11 protein-coding genes are annotated in these 16,486 nt (G+C 71.2%); 2 read left to right on the top strand and 9 right to left on the bottom strand.

Annotation, left to right across the window (positions count from 1 at the left end; genetic code table 11):
* Positions 1-59: 59 nt before the first annotated feature.
* From ACIG5F_RS26020 to ftsY, 6 genes are all read right to left on the bottom strand, one after another.
* Positions 60-2,414, bottom strand: a complete 2,355-nt coding sequence (locus tag ACIG5F_RS26020) for a [protein-PII] uridylyltransferase (RefSeq protein ID WP_396521701.1) — start codon at positions 2,412-2,414, stop codon at positions 60-62.
* A gap of 12 nt (positions 2,415-2,426) precedes the next feature.
* A complete protein-coding gene (locus ACIG5F_RS26015) occupies positions 2,427-2,765 on the bottom strand; it encodes a P-II family nitrogen regulator (RefSeq protein ID WP_396521699.1) in 339 nt (112 codons plus the stop codon).
* Positions 2,762-4,045 (bottom strand): ammonium transporter, encoded by a 1,284-nt coding sequence (locus ACIG5F_RS26010; RefSeq protein ID WP_396522049.1) that lies wholly within the window; start codon positions 4,043-4,045, stop codon positions 2,762-2,764. Before ACIG5F_RS26010 ends, ACIG5F_RS26015 begins: the two co-directional genes overlap by 4 nt.
* A gap of 245 nt (positions 4,046-4,290) precedes the next feature.
* Positions 4,291-5,769: a sodium:solute symporter gene (locus tag ACIG5F_RS26005; protein ID WP_396521697.1), complete on the bottom strand. Its 1,479-nt coding sequence runs from the start codon at positions 5,767-5,769 to the stop codon at positions 4,291-4,293.
* Positions 5,766-5,960 carry a DUF3311 domain-containing protein gene (locus ACIG5F_RS26000; RefSeq protein WP_396521695.1) on the bottom strand — a complete coding sequence of 65 codons (195 nt, stop codon included), beginning with the start codon at positions 5,958-5,960 and terminating at the stop codon, positions 5,766-5,768. Before ACIG5F_RS26000 ends, ACIG5F_RS26005 begins: the two co-directional genes overlap by 4 nt.
* Positions 5,961-6,167: 207 nt before the next feature.
* Positions 6,168-7,445, bottom strand: a complete 1,278-nt coding sequence (gene ftsY, locus ACIG5F_RS25995) for a signal recognition particle-docking protein FtsY (RefSeq protein ID WP_396522048.1) — start codon at positions 7,443-7,445, stop codon at positions 6,168-6,170.
* 85 nt (positions 7,446-7,530) lie between these two features.
* Between ftsY and ACIG5F_RS25990 the strand changes: the two genes are divergently transcribed.
* Positions 7,531-8,664, top strand: coding sequence for an anhydro-N-acetylmuramic acid kinase (locus ACIG5F_RS25990; protein ID WP_396521693.1), 1,134 nt, complete (start codon positions 7,531-7,533; stop codon positions 8,662-8,664).
* Positions 8,651-10,135, top strand: a complete 1,485-nt coding sequence (locus ACIG5F_RS25985) for a sodium:solute symporter (RefSeq protein WP_396521691.1) — start codon at positions 8,651-8,653, stop codon at positions 10,133-10,135. The genes ACIG5F_RS25990 and ACIG5F_RS25985 overlap by 14 nt, the downstream gene beginning before the upstream one ends.
* Here ACIG5F_RS25985 and ACIG5F_RS25980 read toward each other — a convergent pair.
* The 3 genes from ACIG5F_RS25980 to ACIG5F_RS25970 all read right to left on the bottom strand — a co-directional run bounded on the left by ACIG5F_RS25980 (position 10,068) and on the right by ACIG5F_RS25970 (position 15,983).
* Positions 10,068-11,237 carry an MFS transporter gene (locus ACIG5F_RS25980; protein WP_396521689.1) on the bottom strand — a complete coding sequence of 390 codons (1,170 nt, stop codon included), beginning with the start codon at positions 11,235-11,237 and terminating at the stop codon, positions 10,068-10,070. The genes ACIG5F_RS25985 and ACIG5F_RS25980 overlap by 68 nt on opposite strands.
* On the bottom strand, positions 11,234-12,547 hold the full coding sequence (locus ACIG5F_RS25975; protein WP_396521687.1) for a diguanylate cyclase: 1,314 nt from the start codon (positions 12,545-12,547) through the stop codon (positions 11,234-11,236). The genes ACIG5F_RS25980 and ACIG5F_RS25975 overlap by 4 nt, the downstream gene beginning before the upstream one ends.
* Before the next feature lie 205 nt (positions 12,548-12,752).
* The gene (locus tag ACIG5F_RS25970; protein WP_396521685.1) at positions 12,753-15,983 is read right to left on the bottom strand and encodes a BTAD domain-containing putative transcriptional regulator; all 3,231 of its coding nucleotides are present in this window, start codon (positions 15,981-15,983) and stop codon (positions 12,753-12,755) included.
* Between the last annotated feature and the right edge of the window lie 503 nt (positions 15,984-16,486).

Genomic DNA, 16,486 nt, shown 5'->3' with positions numbered 1-16,486 from the left:
TCATGAAGGGCCCCTTCCTCACGTTCAACGTGAGGAAGGGGCCCTTCATGACGGTCGCCTCAGCCCTTGGCGGCGGCCACTACGGCGCGTTCGATGGCGCGGCGGCGGGCGGGGTCGAGGTCTTCGCCGTCGTGGGGGACGAGGCAGAAGGAGTCGACGACGGTGCCGCCGAGGGTGGCGACCTTGGCCCAGCGGACGTCGAGCTTGTTGGCCTCCAGGGTGGCGGCGACGAGGTGGAGCAGGCCGATGCGGTCGGCGGCGCGGAGTTCCAGGACCAGGGCGCCGGAGGCCTCGTCGTCGAACCAGAGGACGCGAGGGGGTGGGGCGTCGGTGGGGGGACCGCCGTAGTCGCGTTCCTTGGCGGAGAGGCGTTCGGCCAGCGGTAGCTCGCCGGAGATGGCGCGGGTGAGCTGCTCCCGGACCAGCCCGGCGTCGGGCAGGGAGCCGAAGCGGGGAGACACGGAGAAGATGTCGACGGCGACGGCGGAGTGGCTGCGAAGGACGGCGGAGTGGACCTCGAGGGAATTGAGGGCCAGCACGCCGGCGGCCCGGGAGAGCAGGCCGGGACGGTCGGGGGCGACGACGGTGACGATGGCGGAGGAGCGGTCCTCGGTGATCAGCACGTCGGGCTTGCCGGACAGGGAAACCTTCTGGGCCAAGGCCTGTTGCTCGGCGTCCAGCGGCTCGGGCCGGGGAGCGGGCTCGCCGGCCATGGCGGAGCGGCACCGACGCACGAGGTCGGCGATGAGGCCGGCCTTCCAGTCGGTCCACACGCCGGGACCGGTGGCCAGCGAGTCGGCCTCGGCCAAGGCGTGCAACAACTCCAGCAGCACGGGATCGCCGTCGAGGGTCTCGACGACCCGGGCGACGGTGGCGTCGTCCTCGACGTCACGACGGGTGGCGGTGTGCGGCAGCAGCAGGTGGTGCCGCACGGCCGAGGACAGCACCTGGACGTCGTTGGGCCACAGGCCGAGCCGCTCGCCGATCTGGGTGGCCAGGGCGGCCCCGACCTCGGAGTGGTCGGCGTCGCGCCCCTTGCCGATGTCGTGCAGCAAAGCCGCCAGCAGCAGGAGATCGGGCCGGGAGACGGTGGTGGCCAGCCGGGCGGCCTGGGCGGTGGCCTGCACGAGGTGCCGGTCGACGGTCCAGGTGTGGGCCAGGTCCCGCGGCGGCAGGTCGCGGACGGCGCCCCACTCGGGGAACAGCCGCCCCCACAGCCCGGTCCGGTCGTAGGCCTCGACGACGTCGATGAGCCCGGGGCCGGTGCCCAGCAAGGAAAGCAGCTCGTCCCGGGCCTCGCGCGGCCACGGCTTGCGCAGCTCCGGCGAGGAGTCGGCGAGCCGGGTCAGGGTGCCGGCGGCGATGGGGCTGTTGGTACGGGCGGCCGACCCGGCCACGCGGAGCAGCAGCCCCGGGTCACGGCTGGGCACGGCGTCGCGAGCGAGGGCGACTTCGTTGCCGTGCAAGACAACGCCGTCGTCCAAGGGCCGCCTTGCCGGGCCACGCCGCAAAGCCGACCGGCCGAACGCGCCGATTCCCTTACGGGGAGCGGCAGCCCGGGCCGAACGCAGGGCGACGTCGACGGCGTAGACGACGGTCCGCCCGGCCGAGGAGAGGGCGCGGGCGAGACCGAAACGGTCCCCCATGGACAAAGCCGAGGCGACCTCGTCGCCCTCCTGGGCATGCAGCACGTCACGAGGCTTTCCACTGGCGCGTCGCAATTCCGTGCGCACATCGAGCAGCAGCTCGCGGGCCTGCTCGACATCGGCCCCGGGCCGGTCGATCACCTGGGCGACGGCCAGCGCGTCCACGAGTTGCAGGTCCCGCAGCCCGCCGCGCCCGTGCTTGAGGTCGGGCTCCACCCGGTGCGCCACCTCGCCGGACACCGCCCAGCGCCGCTTGGCCTGGTCGGCGAGCTCGTCGAGACGCTCCCGGATGCCGGACCGCCACTGCTGCCGGGCCGACTGGATCAGCCGGTCGGCGACCTCCTGGTCGCCGGCGAGGTAGCGGGCCTCCAGCAGGCCCAGCGCCACCCGCAGGTCGCTGCCGGCCACCCGCAGCGCCTCGCCGACCGTCCGCACGGAATGGTCCAGCCCGATGCCGGAGTTCCACAGCGGGTACCACAGTTTCTCGGCCACGGACTCGATGTCCTTGCGTCCACTGTGGACGAGAACGAGGTCGAGGTCCGAGCCCGGCACGAGTTCCCGCCGGCCCAGGGCGCCGACGGCCACCAGGGCGGCCCCCGCGCCCACGCCGGCGCTGCCGGCGTGGGCGGTGAGCCAGAACTCGTGCAGGTCGACCAGCGCCTCTCTCAGCGCGTCCGCCGGCAACCGGCGGTGACCCGGGGCGGGCTTGAGCAACAGGTCCCGAGCCCGCACCAGGTCGTCCGCAGTGACAGCCCCCAGATCAGTCATGCGAACCTCCGATCACAATGCGTCGTTGCCGCGTTCTCCAGTCCGCACCCTGACCACGGTCTCCACCGGCACGACCCAGACCTTGCCGTCGCCGATCTTGCCGGTGCGGGCCGCCTCGACCACGGCGTCCACCACCTTGTCCACGGTCAGGTCGTCGACCAGCACCTCGACCCGCAGCTTGGGCACGAAGTCCACGGCGTACTCGGCGCCGCGGTAGACCTCGGTGTGGCCCTTCTGCCGCCCGAAGCCCTGCACCTCGCTGACGGTCATGCCCAGCACGCCCAGCCGCTCGAGCGACGCCTTGACGTCGTCCAGCACGAACGGCTTGATGATCGCCGTCACCAGCTTCATGACTTGCTGCCCTCCAGGACCGTGTTCGTGCCGCCGGAAACCTTGCCCACGCCGCGACCGGCGCCCACGAAGCCGCCGAGCTCGTAGGCCGTCTCCGCGTGCTCGCTCTCGTCGATGCCGGTGACCTCGGCCTCGGCGTCGACCCGGAACCCGATCGTCTTCTTGATGACCCAGCCGATGATGAAGGTGAGCACGAACGAGTAGGCCAGCACCGAGAACGCGCCGATGGCCTGCTTGCCCAACTGGGTGAATCCGCCGCCGTAGAACAATCCGTCGGCCCCGGCCGAGTTGACGCTGGTGGTGCCGAAGAAGCCGATCAGCAGGGTGCCGATGATGCCGCCGACCAGGTGCACGCCGACCACGTCGAGCGAGTCGTCGAAGCCGAGGCGGAACTTCAGGCCCACGGCCAGGGCGCAGACGACGCCGGCGATGAGGCCGATGGCGGCGGCCCCGAGCGGGTTGACGAAGGCACAGGCGGGAGTGATGGCGACCAGGCCGGCGACCGCGCCCGACGCCGCGCCGAGGGTTGTCGGCTTGCCGTCACGCACCTGCTCGGTGATCAGCCAGCCGAGGACGGCGGCGGCGGTGGCCACGGTGGTGGTGGTGAAGGCGACGGAGGCGAGGTCGCCGGCGGCCAGCGCGGAGCCGGCGTTGAAGCCGTACCAGCCGAACCACAGCAGGCTGGCGCCCAGCAGCACGAACGGCACGTTGTGAGGACGCATCGGCTCCTTCGGCCAGCCCTTGCGGCGCCCGAGAACCAGGGCCAGGGCCAGGCCGGCGGCGCCGGCGTTGATATGGACCGCCGTTCCGCCGGCGAAGTCGAGCGCCTTGATCCGGTTGGCCAGCCAGCCGCCGAGGGTGGAGCCGTCGGCCGAGTCGAAGGCGAACACCCAGTGCGCGACCGGGAAGTAGACGAGGGTGACCCAGACGATCAGGAAGATCACCCAGGACCAGAACTTGGTGCGGTCGGCGATCGCGCCGGAGATCAGCGCCGGGGTGATCACCGCGAACATCAGCTGGAACATGACAAACGCCAGCACCGGGATCTGATGATCCTTCGGCCCGGTCAGCTGGCCGACCGTGCCGGCCAGTCCGGAGTTGTCGAAGTTGCCGACCAGACCGGAGAAGGCGTCGTTGCCGAACGCCTCGCTGTAGCCGTAGAGCATCCACAGCACGGTCACCACGGCGAGCGCGATGAAGTTCAGCATGAGCATGTTCAGCACGCTCTTGGAGCGGACCATGCCGCCGTAGAAGAACGCGAGTCCCGGTGTCATCAGCATGACCAGCGCGGCGCTGGCCAACACCCAGGCGGTGTCTCCTGTGTTCACATCGTCCTCCCGTGCGGGCGCCAGTTGCACGGAAGCATCGACATCGGCTGTTTCGCCGGTCTTCGCGCCATGTTTCGCCGGTGTGAACTGTCGGCGGTCCGGTGTTAACAGGGCATTTCGACGGCCCTACCCACCCGGTTTCGGTGACGTTCGGTCAACGGGCGGGGTGCAGTGCGTCGCCCGATCTGGTGGCGACTTCAGACCGTGACCGACTCGGTCGGCGCACCCCGCACCGCACGGTGGCGACGGGTGATCATCGTGACCACGGCCAGCACGACCACGTTGACCACCAGCGCCACCACGCCGGTGTTGAGGTCCTTGAGCGGCTGCGGCAGCCACGGGGCCACGCCGGCCATGGTCGCCCCGCTGATGGTGAACGCCGCGACCACGGCCACCCCGGCCACGATGCCGGCGGCCGCGCCGGCGGTGGTGACCAGGCGGCGCTTGCACAGGCTGAGCACCATCGACGGGAACAGCTGGGTCACCAGCGAGTAGCCCATCAGCAGCAGCGAGACGATGGTGTCGCCGCCGTTGAACGTGAAGTACAAGGCGACCAGCGCGACCACAGGCACCAGGATCTTGGCCAGCGTGCCGACCTGCCGGTCGGTGGTGTCCGGCCGAGCCACCCGGTAGATGTTCTTGGCCAGCATGGTCGCCGAGGTCATCAGGATCAGCGAGCCGGGCACCAGGGCGGTCAGCACGCCCGCGCCGCCGACCACGCCGACGAACCAGGGGTCGAAGGTCTTGGTGGTGATCCGCAGCAGCGACAGGTCGCCGTCGCTGCCCTTGAGGCCGGGCACCACCAGCACCGCGGCGAAGCCGGCGAAGAACACGAACAGCAGGATCAGCTGGTAGAGCGGCAGCACGACCGCGTTGCGGCGGAACACCTTCTCGTCGCGGGCGGTGTAGACGGCGCTGAACGAGTGCGGCCACATGTAGAAGCCGAACGCCGACAGCAGCACCGTGGACACGAACCAGCTGGAGCTCATGCCCTTGTCCGGCAACGTGAGGAAGCCCGGCTTGGCCGCGTCGATGGCGTGGAACATGGCGTCGAAGCCGCCGAAGTAGTGCAGCGGCAGGTAGATGCCCAGGAACACCACGACCACCAGGATCACGACGTCCTTCAGCGCCGCGGTCCAGGCCGAGCCGCGCACGCCGGAGATCGTCACGTACGCCGCGAGCACCACGGTGCCGGCGATGATCGACCAGGCGTAGGGGATGCGGCCGCCGGAGGTCTCGGACACGATGTTGCCCAGGCCCTTGAGCTGTAGCACCAGGTACGGCACCAGCGCCACCACGCCGACCAGCGACACCAGCACGCCCAGGCCGGGGCTGTCGAACTTGGCGGTGTAGAAGTCGGCCTGGGACAACAGGTTGCGGCGCTTGGCGTAGCGCCAGACGGTCGGCAGCAGCCAGTACGACATGATGAAGGCCAGCGAGCCGTAGCAGAGGATGTAGAAGGCCGGGCCGCCCTTGCCGTAGGCCCAGCCGGAGCCGCCCAGGAAGGTGAAGGTCGTGTAGATCTCGCCGGCCATCAGCAGGAACACGAAGATCGAGCCGAAGCCCCGGCCGCCGACCGACCACTGTTCCAGGTTCATGTCGTGCCCGCGGCGCGCCTGTAGCGCCAGGGCCACCGCGATCAGGACGGTGGCCGCGACCACCAGCAGCGCGGTCACTCGCCGCTCCGGTTGGCCGGGTCGAGTGTGTAGATCACGGCCAGCACCACCGAGGTGAGCACCACGCAGGCCACCATCCAGAACAGGATGAACGGCAGGCCGAGCACGTACGGCTCGGTCCGGTCGGCGAAGAACGCGCCGCCCAGCATGCCCAGCACGGGCACCAGGGCCAGCAGGTGGCGCAGTCGCATCGAGAACCTCCCCGCCAGAAATTCCGCGATACGGAATCCCGTTACCAGGTTTGACGGGAATCCAACGTGGCGCACAGACGGTGTGTCAAGACCTGTCCACGGGCCGTCACCGGTTGGAAACGCGACCGCCCAGATGCCGGGGGTTGACACTTGGAAGGGGGCTTTCCTCCACTCCGAGTGGAGGAAAGCCCCCTTCCAAGCTCGAAGTCAGCCCAGGAGGGCGTCGACGAAGGCGGCGGGTTCGAAGGGGGCCAGGTCGTCGGGGCCCTCTCCCAGGCCGACCAGCTTGACCGGGACGCCGAGCTCGCGCTGGACCTGGAACACGATGCCGCCCTTGGCAGTGCCGTCCAGCTTGGTCAGCACGACCCCGGTCACGTCGACCACCTCGGCGAACACCCGGGCCTGGGTCAGGCCGTTCTGGCCGGTGGTGGCGTCCAGGACCAGCAGCACCTCGTCGACCGGGGCCTGCTTCTCCACCACCCGCTTGACCTTGCCCAGCTCGTCCATCAGGCCGGTCTTGGTGTGCAGCCGGCCGGCGGTGTCGACCAGCACGGCGTCGACCTTGCTGTCCACGCCCTGCTTGACGGCGTCGAAGGCGACGGCGGCCGGGTCGGCCCCCTCCTTGCCCCGCACGATCTCCGCGCCGACCCGGGAGCCCCAGGTGGCCAGCTGTTCGGCGGCGGCGGCGCGGAAGGTGTCGGCCGCGCCGAGCAGCACGGTCCGGCCGTCGGCGACGAGCACCCGGGCCAGCTTGCCGGTGGTGGTGGTCTTGCCGGTGCCGTTCACGCCGACGACCAGCAGCACGGCCGGCTTGCCGTCGTCGGGCAGCGCCCGCACGGCCCGGTTCATGTCGGGGTGCAGGGAGTCGATCAGCACCTCACGCAGCAGCGCCCGCGCGCCCTCGGCGTCGCGCACGCCCTGGGCGACGATCTTGGTGCGCAGGGTGCCGACGATCTCGGCCGAGGTGGCCGCGCCGAGGTCGGCCATCAGCAGCTGGTCCTCGATGTCGGTCCACGAGTCCTCGTCGAGGTCGCCGGCGCCGAGCAGGCCGAGCAGGCTCTTGCCGAACATGGTCTGGGACCGGGCCAGCCGGCCGCGCAGCCGCTGCATGCGGCCGGCGGTGGGCTCGATCTCATCGAGCTCGGGCTCGGGTTCCGGCTCGGGTTCCACGACCGGCTCGGGCAGGTCGACGTCGACCAGGGTGCGGCGCTCGGAGTCGCGCGGCACGGCGGCGTCGTCGCCGACGCCGGGCTGGCCGTCGGTCTCGGTGCGGTCGGCCACCGGATGCTCGACCGGGTCGACGGTGGCCGTGCCGCCGCCCGCGGAGAGGGTGAAGCCGCCGCCGGCCTGATAGCCGCCGGACTTCGGCTTGTCCAGCTCCTCCTTCCGGGTCATGTCGATCCGGCGGCGCCGGGCCAGCACCAGCCCGACCACCAGGGCGACGAGCAGCACCGCCAGCACGGCGACGCCGATCAGGAGCAGCATGTCCGGGGTCAGCACCGTCCCATCCTCGCATCCCGGTCTTCGCCAACATCTAACGTGTCGGCGTCCGGTTTGGTAAGAAACACCCATGAAGGTGCTCGGCCTGATCTCCGGCACGTCGATGGACGGCATCGACACGGCCGTGGCCGAGCTGCGCCTGGCCGGCGACACCGTGACGATGACCCCGTTGCACGCGGCCGCCGCGCCCTATCCGCCGAACGTCCACGCGGAGCTGTTGGCGGCGCTGCCGCCCAATGACTGCACGGCGGCCAAGCTGTGCCAGCTGGACACCTGGGTCGGCCAGGCCTTCGCCGACGCCGCCACGCAAGCGCTTGCCACCCATCCGGACCTGGAGCTCGTCGCCTCGCTGGGGCAGACCATCTATCACTGGGTGGAGGGCGACAAGTGCGAAGGCACGCTCCAGCTCGGGCAGCCGGCGTGGATCGCCGAGGCCACCGGGCTGCCGACGGTCGCCGACCTCCGCGCCCGTGACGTGGCCCGCGGCGGTCACGGCGCGCCGCTGGCGGCGATCCTCGACGCGTTGTGGCTCGGCGGCCGGGACGACCGGACGTGGGTCGGGCTGAACCTCGGCGGCATCGCCAACATCACTGTCGTCACGCCGGGCCGGGCCCCGATCGCCTACGACACCGGCCCCGGCAACGCACTGCTGGATCTCACCGCGCGCCGGGTCGGGCTGCACCAGGACGAGGACGGCGAGCTCGCCGCCGACGGCACCGTGCAACCCGATCTGCTGGAACTGCTGCTGCGGGAGCCGTACTACGCGCGGCCGGCGCCGAAGTCCACCGGCAAGGAGCTGTTCCACGTCGGCTATCTCGACGGCATGGAGCACCGCGTGCTCGAAGACGTGATGGCCACGCTGGTCGAGCTGACCGCCGTCACCGTCGCCGATGCCTGCCGGAAGCACGGCGCGGACGTGGTCGTGGCCTCCGGCGGCGGCGTGCGGAACCCGGTCCTGATGCGGGCCCTGCAACGCCGCCTGGCCCCGGCTGAGCTGTGCGTCAGCGACGACTTCGGGCTGCCGAGCGACGCCAAGGAGGGCTATCTGACGGCGCTGCTCGGCTTCCTGACCTGGCAGGGCGTGCCGGCCAACGGTCGGCTGCTCGGCTCCGTGACCCCCGGCCGCGGGCCGCTGCGCCCGCCGCCCCCGCCCGACATCCCGGTGACGAAGCTACGCGTGGAGGCCCCCGATGCATCCCGTTGACCTGGTCATCATCGTGCTCTACCTGCTGGCCATGCCGGTGATCGGCCTGCTGCTGCGCGGCAGGCAGCGCACCGGCGCGGACTTCTTCGTCGGCGGCCGAAACCTGCCGTGGTGGGCGGTGTGCCTGTCGGTGGTGGCCACCGAGACCTCGACCCTCACGGTGATCAGCACGCCGGGTCTGGTGTGGGGCACCGGATTCACCTACCTCCAGCTGGCCCTGGGCTACATCATCGGCCGCATCCTGGTGTCGATAATCCTGCTTCCCCGCTACTTCAAGGGAAACCTGGTCACCGCCTACGCCTTCCTGGGCCAGCGCTTCGGCACCGCCGCGCAGGGCGTGGCCTCGCTGGCCTTCGTCGTCACGCGGCTGCTGGCCGAGGGCGTGCGGCTGTTCGCCGGGGCGATCCCGATCCAGGCCATCCTGGCCAGCTACGGGATTCACACCGCGTACTGGCACATCGTGCTCGGGTTGACGGTGCTCACCGTGATCTACACCTACGTCGGCGGCGTGCGGTCGGTGGTGTGGGTCGACGTCGTGCAGCTGGCCCTCTACCTCGGCGGCGCACTGGTGGCCGTCGGCGTGCTGGCCTCACGGCTGCCCAGCGACTGGCTGTCGGTGGCCGCAACCGGGAATCGCTTGCAGTTCTTCGACTTCACGTCCAACCCGCTGTTCAGCCAGTACGCCTTCGTCACGGCGATCGTCGGCGGCGCGGTGTTCGCGATGGCCTCGCACGGCACGGATCAGCTGATCGTGCAACGGCTTCTGGCCACCCGCAGCCTGCGCGACGGGCAGAAGGCGCTGATCGGCAGCGGCATCATCGTGTTCGTCCAATTCGGACTGTTCCTGCTGGTCGGGGCCGGGCTGTGGGTGCTTTACCACGGCGCGACGCCGGCCTCGCTGGGACTGACCAACACCGACGGCTTCTTCGCCAAGTTCATCGTCGAGGACCTGCCGGTCGGCGTGGCCGGGCTGCTGATCGCCGGCATCCTGGCCTCCACCATGGGCGCGCTGGCCTCGGCGCTGAACGCGCTGTCCACGTCCACGGTCAGCGACCTGTACCAGCGGTTCCGGAAACAGCCCCTGCCGGAGGACTCGGCGTTGCGGCACGGCCGGATCTGGACCCTGGTGTGGGCGGCCGTGTTCGTGGTGTTCGGCTCCATGTTCTCCAGCACCACCGGCCCGGTGATCGAGCTCGGGCTGGGCATCACCGGCTACACCTATGGCGCGCTGCTCGGCTCGTTCGTGTTGGGGCTGCTGGTGAAACGGGCATCCCAGGCCGACGCGGTGATCGCCTTCCTGGTCACGGTGGCGGCGATGGCGGTGATCGTGTCGCTGAAGTTCGCCGTCGGCGGCAAGTCGGTCGGGCTGGCCTTCCCCTGGTACACGCTGACCGGCGTGCTGATCACGCTGCTGGTCGGCGGGCTGCTGTCGCTTCGGCATCGGGCTCCGGCGCTGACCTCGGTCGGCTGACCAGCCAGCCCAGGGCGGCGGCCAGCACCTGGAGCCCGCCGACCAGCGCGATCACCCCGGGCACGCCGAGCGCCGGCAGCACCGGGCCGACCAGCACCGCCCCCAGCGAGAACGCGCCGATCTTGAGGCTGGCGCCGGTGGTGCCGACCTGGCTGAGCAGCTGCGGCGGGCTGTAGCGCTGGCGGGCGGCCAGCAGGGCCGGGAACTGCGGCCCCATGGCCAGGCCGGCGACCAGGGCCAGCCCCAGCAGCACCGGGAAGTTGCCGGCCAGCGACCACGAGCCGAGTGCGACACCGTAGGCGGCGATGGAGACAAGCACTGTGCGCCAACGGTTCTGGAACCGGATCAGGGCCACATTGGTGACGACGCAACCGATCTCGAACACCGTGAGCAGGAAACCAGCCGGGTCCTGGCCGACGCCGAGTTGTTCGGTGCGCAGCGGCAGCACGACGAGCAGCAGCCCCATCGAGCCCCAGGCCATGGTCGTGGCCAGCGTGACGGCGCGCAGCTGCGGCGTGCGGACGATATGCCGCAGCCCCGTCAGCACCGGCTGCCGGCCATGCGGATTCGGCGGCACAGGGGCGACGAAGGCCAGCGCGGCGATGCTGCCGACGGCGGCCACGGCGATGGCCAGGATCGACCCCGTCGGGGTGGCCAGCCGGGCCAGCAGGCCGGCGACGGCCGGCCCGGCCATGGCCGCCGCGCTGAACGACATCGAGTCCAGAGAGTTGGCCCTGGTCAACCGGTCCGGGCCGGCCAGCCCCGGCACCATCGCCGAGAAGCCGGCGCTGGTCATCGGCAACGCCAAGCCGGCCAGCACGGCCAGCGGCGGCGCGGCCCAGGCCGGCGCGAGCACGATCCCGACCATGGACACGGCCAGCGCCGACTGGTTGGCGGCCAGCACGGCCCGGCGGTGCCGCGTGCCGTCCAACCACGACCCGAGCAGCGGGCCGGTGAGCATCGACGGCAGCGAATAGGCGGCGACCGTGACGCCGGTCAGCGCGGGATTTCCGGTGCGGGCCAACATGAACAGCGGGATCGCGACGGCGACCATCTCGTCGCCCAGGCGGGCCAGCGTGGCCGCCGTGTAGTAGGCCCTCACGGGGCCTGTGTACTGCTGATCACGCAGTTGCGGCCAGCGCTTTTCGCGCGGTACAGGGCGGTGTCGGCGGCCAGCAGCAGCTTCTCCAGCGTGTCGCCGGCGGCCGGGTGCACGGCGATGCCGATGGAGACGGTCAGGCCCTCGACGTCGGCGTGCATGCCGTCCAGCGGGACGTTGACCGCCATGTCGGCGATGGCCAGGCGGATGCGCTCGCCCACAGTGATCGCGCCGGGCTCGGTGGCCCCTGGAAGGAGGATGGCGAACTCCTCGCCGCCGAAGCGGCCGACCACGTCGTAGTCGCGGACCTGCCCGCGCAGGGTGTCGGCGACGGCCTTCAGGACCACGTCGCCGGCCACGTGGCCGTAGGTGTCGTTCACCCGTTTGAAGTAGTCGAGATCGGCCATCAGTACGCCGAAAGTTCTATTCTCGCGTATCGATCTGGAGTATTCCCGTTGCGCGGAATCATGCCATGCAAGTGCATTAAGCAATCCCGTTTTGTCATCGGTGCTCGCCGCGACTTCCAACTGTTTGACCAGGACACTCCGATGCAACATCAACAGCGGCGGCAGCACGAGGAGCACGAGTGCCGGTTGATAGACCAATGCGAGAGCGGCCAGACCACCGAGACACAGCGTTACCGTTTCGAGGGCGTTGTCACTCCAGGTGCCGAGCAACGCCTGTCTCGACCGTTTCCGCCCGTACAGGTAAATACCGGCTGCGGCCAAGCACGCGTTGACCGATTCGAACACCAGAGCGGCCGTCAGCACGATCGCGCCGGCCCGCCAGGTCGAGGGCATGCCGACGTCGAGCGGGCCAAGCCCGGTCACCCGCAGCGCCGCCGACGCGGCGAAGCAGGACAGCAGCGCCCAGGCCGTGCTCACCGCCACCCGGTGCGGCGGCCGGGCCCGCACGTGCCGCCAGACCCGGATCCAGAGGTGCAGGTAGAGCAGGGCAGCCAGCAGCGAGACCACCGCGGGCGAGAGCAGCACCGCCCCGGCCAGGTACCAGACCGAGGTCATGTTGATGTGCGTCTCGCCGGACATCCAGCGCCGCATCCGCTCGATCCGGGCCGACAGCTCGGCCTGTCCGACGCCCAGCGCCAGCAGCACGGCCAGCCAGATCAAATCCATTCCGCGCCGGGGAAACAGCACGGCGTCCGATATCGGCAACGCGACGGCGGCGAACTCGCAACTGAGTGCGAATGCCAGCCAGCCCGGCGCCTGCTTCCACACGTCCCAGTTCGAGACGGTCCCCCTCACGACACGAAATCGTGCGATACTCGTGCGCAGAGCCATGCTGAGAAGTGCCATAATGGAACTCGACACCCCCTCTAGTTCGACCGCTCCGCATCGACAACCACCCGACGTGTCTGCCGTCAGCGTAGTCGGCCGTACGTCCCGCGTACCCCGAGGAGGCGACCAACCATGGCGACTCGCGAAGGCTGAGCTCCATATTCTCGCGCAGACGGCGGTCGACCGCCCGCCCCCGGCGGCCGGAAATTCGCCCCGTTCTCGTTCACGCTCCGTCACCATGAAGCAGGTCGGCGGCCGTCGCGGCCTCGGGCGCCCCGAGTTCGCCCAGCACCCGCGCCGCCCGCTCCCAGGCCCGCCGGGCCTGCTCGGTCGCGCCCAGCGCCCGATGCCCCCGACCGGCCGTGACCAGGGATCTGCCCTCGACCAGGCGCTGGCCGGTCCGCGCGGCCAGCGCCACGGCCGCGTCGGCGCTGCCGACGGCCGGGCCCGTCTCCCCCGCGGCCAACTGAATCTCGGCGATCACGTGCAGTGTCGCCGCCTCGGCGCAGCGCATCGTCGCCGCGTCGCCGATGTCCAGCGCCTGCGTGGCGTGGGCCAGTGCCGAGGACAGCTCACCCACGGCCAGCTTGGCGCGGGCCAGGCCAAGTTGTGACTGAAGCTCGCCGTAGCCGAAACCGATGGCCCGGCTGAGCTGCAACGCGTCGCCATGCCGGGGCAGCGCCAGGTCGGGCCGGCCGGCGGCCAGGTCGAGGGCGCCCAAGGTGTTCAGCGCGTTCACGGTCGCGCCGCGGGCCCCGACACGCACCGCGAGCCGGTGCGAGGTCTCGGCCTCCTGCCGCGCGAGCTCGTACCGCCCCATGTCCAGGTGCACCGCCGCGAACGTGTCCAGCACGTCGAACTCGTCGTCGCCGCCGACCGCGCGACGGATCCGCTGCGACTGCTCGGCCTGCTCGAGTGCCTCGGCGTAGCGGCCGAGCTCGCGGTAGGAGTTGGCCATGTTGTTGCGCACCAGGGCCTCGCCGACCGGCGACCCGATCTGCCGGTAGCACTCCAGCGCCTGCTCCTGGAAGGCCACCGACTCGTCGAAGTGGCCAAGGTCGAAGTAGATGTAGCCGAGCCGGGCGAGGGTCTTGGCCTCGGTCTCGACCGCGCCGGCCGCCCGGGCCAGGGACAGGGCGTCGGTCGCGTTGGGCGCGGCCCGCTCGGTGACGCCCAGCTCCGCGTGGGTGGCGGCCAGGGCGCTCAGCGCGGCCGCCTCGCCGGCGGTGGAGCCGACCTCCCGGAACAGCTCGACCGCCTGCTCCAAGTGGTCCAGGGCCGGCCGGGTCTGGCCGAGGTCGGCGTGGGCCGTGGCCAGGCAGTAGTTGGCGGCGGCCTCGCCGAAGACGTCGCCGAGCCGGGCGGCCAGCCGGCGGGCGGCCTGGGCGGTGGACACGGCCTCGGCCGAGTGCCGGTGGGTGACCAGGAACCGGCTGATCGCCACGGCCAGCTGCCAGCCCACCGGCGCGCCGCTGTCGGCGGCGTCGTGGATCAGCGCGACCAGGTTGGTCCGTTCGTCGGCCAGCCAGCCGAGGATGACGTCGCGGTCGTACGCCAGGCACACCGGCCCCTGGTTGTCGGCCGGCTGCAAGCCGAGGTCGAACGGCGGCGCGAGGCCCGCCTGCTCGACCCCCGCGACGGCGGTGCGCAGGTAGCTGTCCCGGAGCCGGTCCAGCGCCGGCCCGCGCTCATCCTCGCCGGCGCGGCTGCCGGCGTGCCGGCGGACCATGTCGGGCAGGTGGAAGCGGCTGGGCTGATGCTGGTCGATCAGGTGCGCCCGGTCCAGGACACCCAGCAGGTCATCGGCCTCGCCGCCGGGCTCACCGGCGACCGCTGCGGCCGCCAGGATGCCGAACTCCAGGATCGGGGCCTGCCCGAGCAGCCGCAGCATCTGCCGGGCCTTCGGCGGCAGCGCCTGGTAGGCCAGGTCGAAGGTCGCGTACACCGCCGCTTCCTCGTCGCTCGCGACCAGGGGAGAGGTCAGCAGGCCGCCCTTGCGCAGCTCGCTGACGTACGCCGCGACGCTGGTCGTGATGGAGCCGGCGGCGATGCGCAGCGCCTGCGGCAGATGCGCGCACAGCGTGGCCAGCTCGGCGGCGGCTTCGGGCTCGGCCCGCACCGCCCGTTCACCGAGGAGCGCGGTCAACAGAGCGGCGGAGTCCTTGGCCGCCAACACGTCCAGGCTCAGCGGACTCGCACCCTGGAGCACGATCAGGCCGCGCAGGGCGTTGCGGCTGGTGATCAGGACCGCGCAGCCGGGCTCGCCGGGCAGCAACGGGCGGACCTGATCCGGCGTGACGGCGTTGTCCAGCACCAACAAGACCCGCTTGCCGGCCAGCTGCGAGCGGTAGAGCGAGATCTGCTCGTCCTCGTCGGCCGGGATCTGTTTCGGCGCGACCCCCAGCGCCCGCAACAGCCGGGGCAGCACCTCGGCCGCCGTCAACGGATGCGCCGGCGCCTGGCCCCGCAGGTGCACGAACAGCTGGCCGTCCGGGAACCGGGGACGCAGCTCGGCCGCCGCCCGCACCGCCAACGCGGTCTTGCCCACACCGGCCGGCCCCGACAGCGTCACCACCGGGACCGCGAGGTCCAGCTGCGCCGGGGCCAGCAAGGCCGTCAGCCGGGACAGCTCAACGTCCCGACCGACGAACTCCCGACCGTCGGCCGGCATCCGGAACACCGGGGCCTGCGAGCTGATGCTCGGCTCCGGCGGGGCCAGCTTCGGGTCGCTGGTGAGGATGGACTGGTGCAGGTCGCGCAGCTCCGCGCTGGGCTCCACCGCCAGCTCGTCGGCCAGCAGCCGGCGCACCTGGTGGAAGATCGTCAACGCCTCGGCCTGCCGGTCCGACCGGTACAAGGCCAGCATCAGCTGGGCCCAGAACCGCTCCCGCAGCGGGTTGGCCGTGGTCAGCGCGCGCAGCTCGGTCACCACCTCCTGGTGGCGGCCCAGCGTCAGCTGCGCGTCCAGGCGCAGCTCCGACGCCAGCAGCCGGCGCTCGTCCAGCGCCATCGCCTCGTTCTCCCGCAGCCGCGCACTCGGCACGTCCGCCAGCGCCGGGCCGCGCCACAGCGCCAGGCCGTCGCTGAGCAGGTTCACCGCCCGACTCGCCGGCGCCGTCCGGGCCAGCGCCAACAGCTGGTCGAAGCGGCCCGCGTCCACGTCCTCCACCGGCACGTCCACCCGGTACCCGTCGGTCACCGTCGTGATCAGGTCCGGCTCCCCGATCGCCTGCCGCAGCCGCATCACGTAGGCCCGCAGCGTCGTCCGCGCCCCGTCCGGCGGGTCCTCGTCCCACAGGTTGTCGATCAGCTCCTGCGCCCCGACCGTGCGCCCCGTGTGCAGCAGCAGGGTCGCGAGCACGATCCGGTGCTTGCCCGCCCGCACCGCCGCCGGCTGGCCGTCACGCACCAACTCGACCGGGCCGAGCAGGCGGAACCGCATGGACACACTCATCCCCCTCCCTCGCAGACCCGATCGTATTCGGCGGGTCACGCCCCGTGGCCCACAACTTCCCACGAGCCCGAAACGTCCCGGATTACCGACTAGGACTCAGGATCGGGCCGGCGGTGGGTGGGTGGGTGGGTGTGGTTGTGGGTCGGGTGCCCGCGCCGCGCGGTTGCCGGGGGTGGGGGTGGAGGTTGGGGGTGGACGGTCATGGCGCTTGGCGGTGGGGATTCGGGGGTTGTTGGTGGTTGCGGGGGTTGCGGGGGTTGCGGGGGTTGCGGGGGTTGCGGGGGTTGTGGGGGTTGTGGGGGTTGTTGGTGGTTGTGGTTCGGGTGCCCGCGCCGCGCGGTTGCCGGGGAGTGGGGTTTGCGGTGAGAGGTGGGGTTTTTGTGCGGTTGGAGATGGGATGGGGCGGCGGGTTGGTGGCTCCGGGTGGATTTTGTGTGGAGACCTCTGGGCGATGGCGTATCAAGGCGCTATCGGGCAGGCTCCGCCTGCCTCGATACGCAAGA

The sequence above is a fragment of the Kutzneria sp. NPDC052558 genome, from assembly GCF_044547355.1.
Lineage (GTDB): Bacteria > Actinomycetota > Actinomycetes > Mycobacteriales > Pseudonocardiaceae > Kutzneria.
Note: the sequence above shows the minus strand (reverse complement) of the source record. Positions and strands in the feature narration are given on the sequence as shown.

What these genes read in the sequence shown, in the direction of transcription:
- ACIG5F_RS26020 (WP_396521701.1), bottom strand. Translation starts at nt 2,414, where the DNA reads ATGACTGATCTGGGGGCTGTCACTGCGGACGACCTGGTGCGGGCTCGG.
- ACIG5F_RS26015 (WP_396521699.1), bottom strand. Translation starts at nt 2,765, where the DNA reads ATGAAGCTGGTGACGGCGATCATCAAGCCGTTCGTGCTGGACGACGTC.
- ACIG5F_RS26010 (WP_396522049.1), bottom strand. Translation starts at nt 4,045, where the DNA reads ATGCTGATGACACCGGGACTCGCGTTCTTCTACGGCGGCATGGTCCGC.
- ACIG5F_RS26000 (WP_396521695.1), bottom strand. Translation starts at nt 5,960, where the DNA reads ATGCGACTGCGCCACCTGCTGGCCCTGGTGCCCGTGCTGGGCATGCTG.
- ftsY (WP_396522048.1), bottom strand. Translation starts at nt 7,445, where the DNA reads ATGCTGCTCCTGATCGGCGTCGCCGTGCTGGCGGTGCTGCTCGTCGCC.
- ACIG5F_RS25990 (WP_396521693.1), top strand. Translation starts at nt 7,531, where the DNA reads ATGAAGGTGCTCGGCCTGATCTCCGGCACGTCGATGGACGGCATCGAC.
- ACIG5F_RS25985 (WP_396521691.1), top strand. Translation starts at nt 8,651, where the DNA reads ATGCATCCCGTTGACCTGGTCATCATCGTGCTCTACCTGCTGGCCATG.
- ACIG5F_RS25975 (WP_396521687.1), bottom strand. Translation starts at nt 12,547, where the DNA reads ATGGCACTTCTCAGCATGGCTCTGCGCACGAGTATCGCACGATTTCGT.
- ACIG5F_RS25970 (WP_396521685.1), bottom strand. Translation starts at nt 15,983, where the DNA reads ATGAGTGTGTCCATGCGGTTCCGCCTGCTCGGCCCGGTCGAGTTGGTG.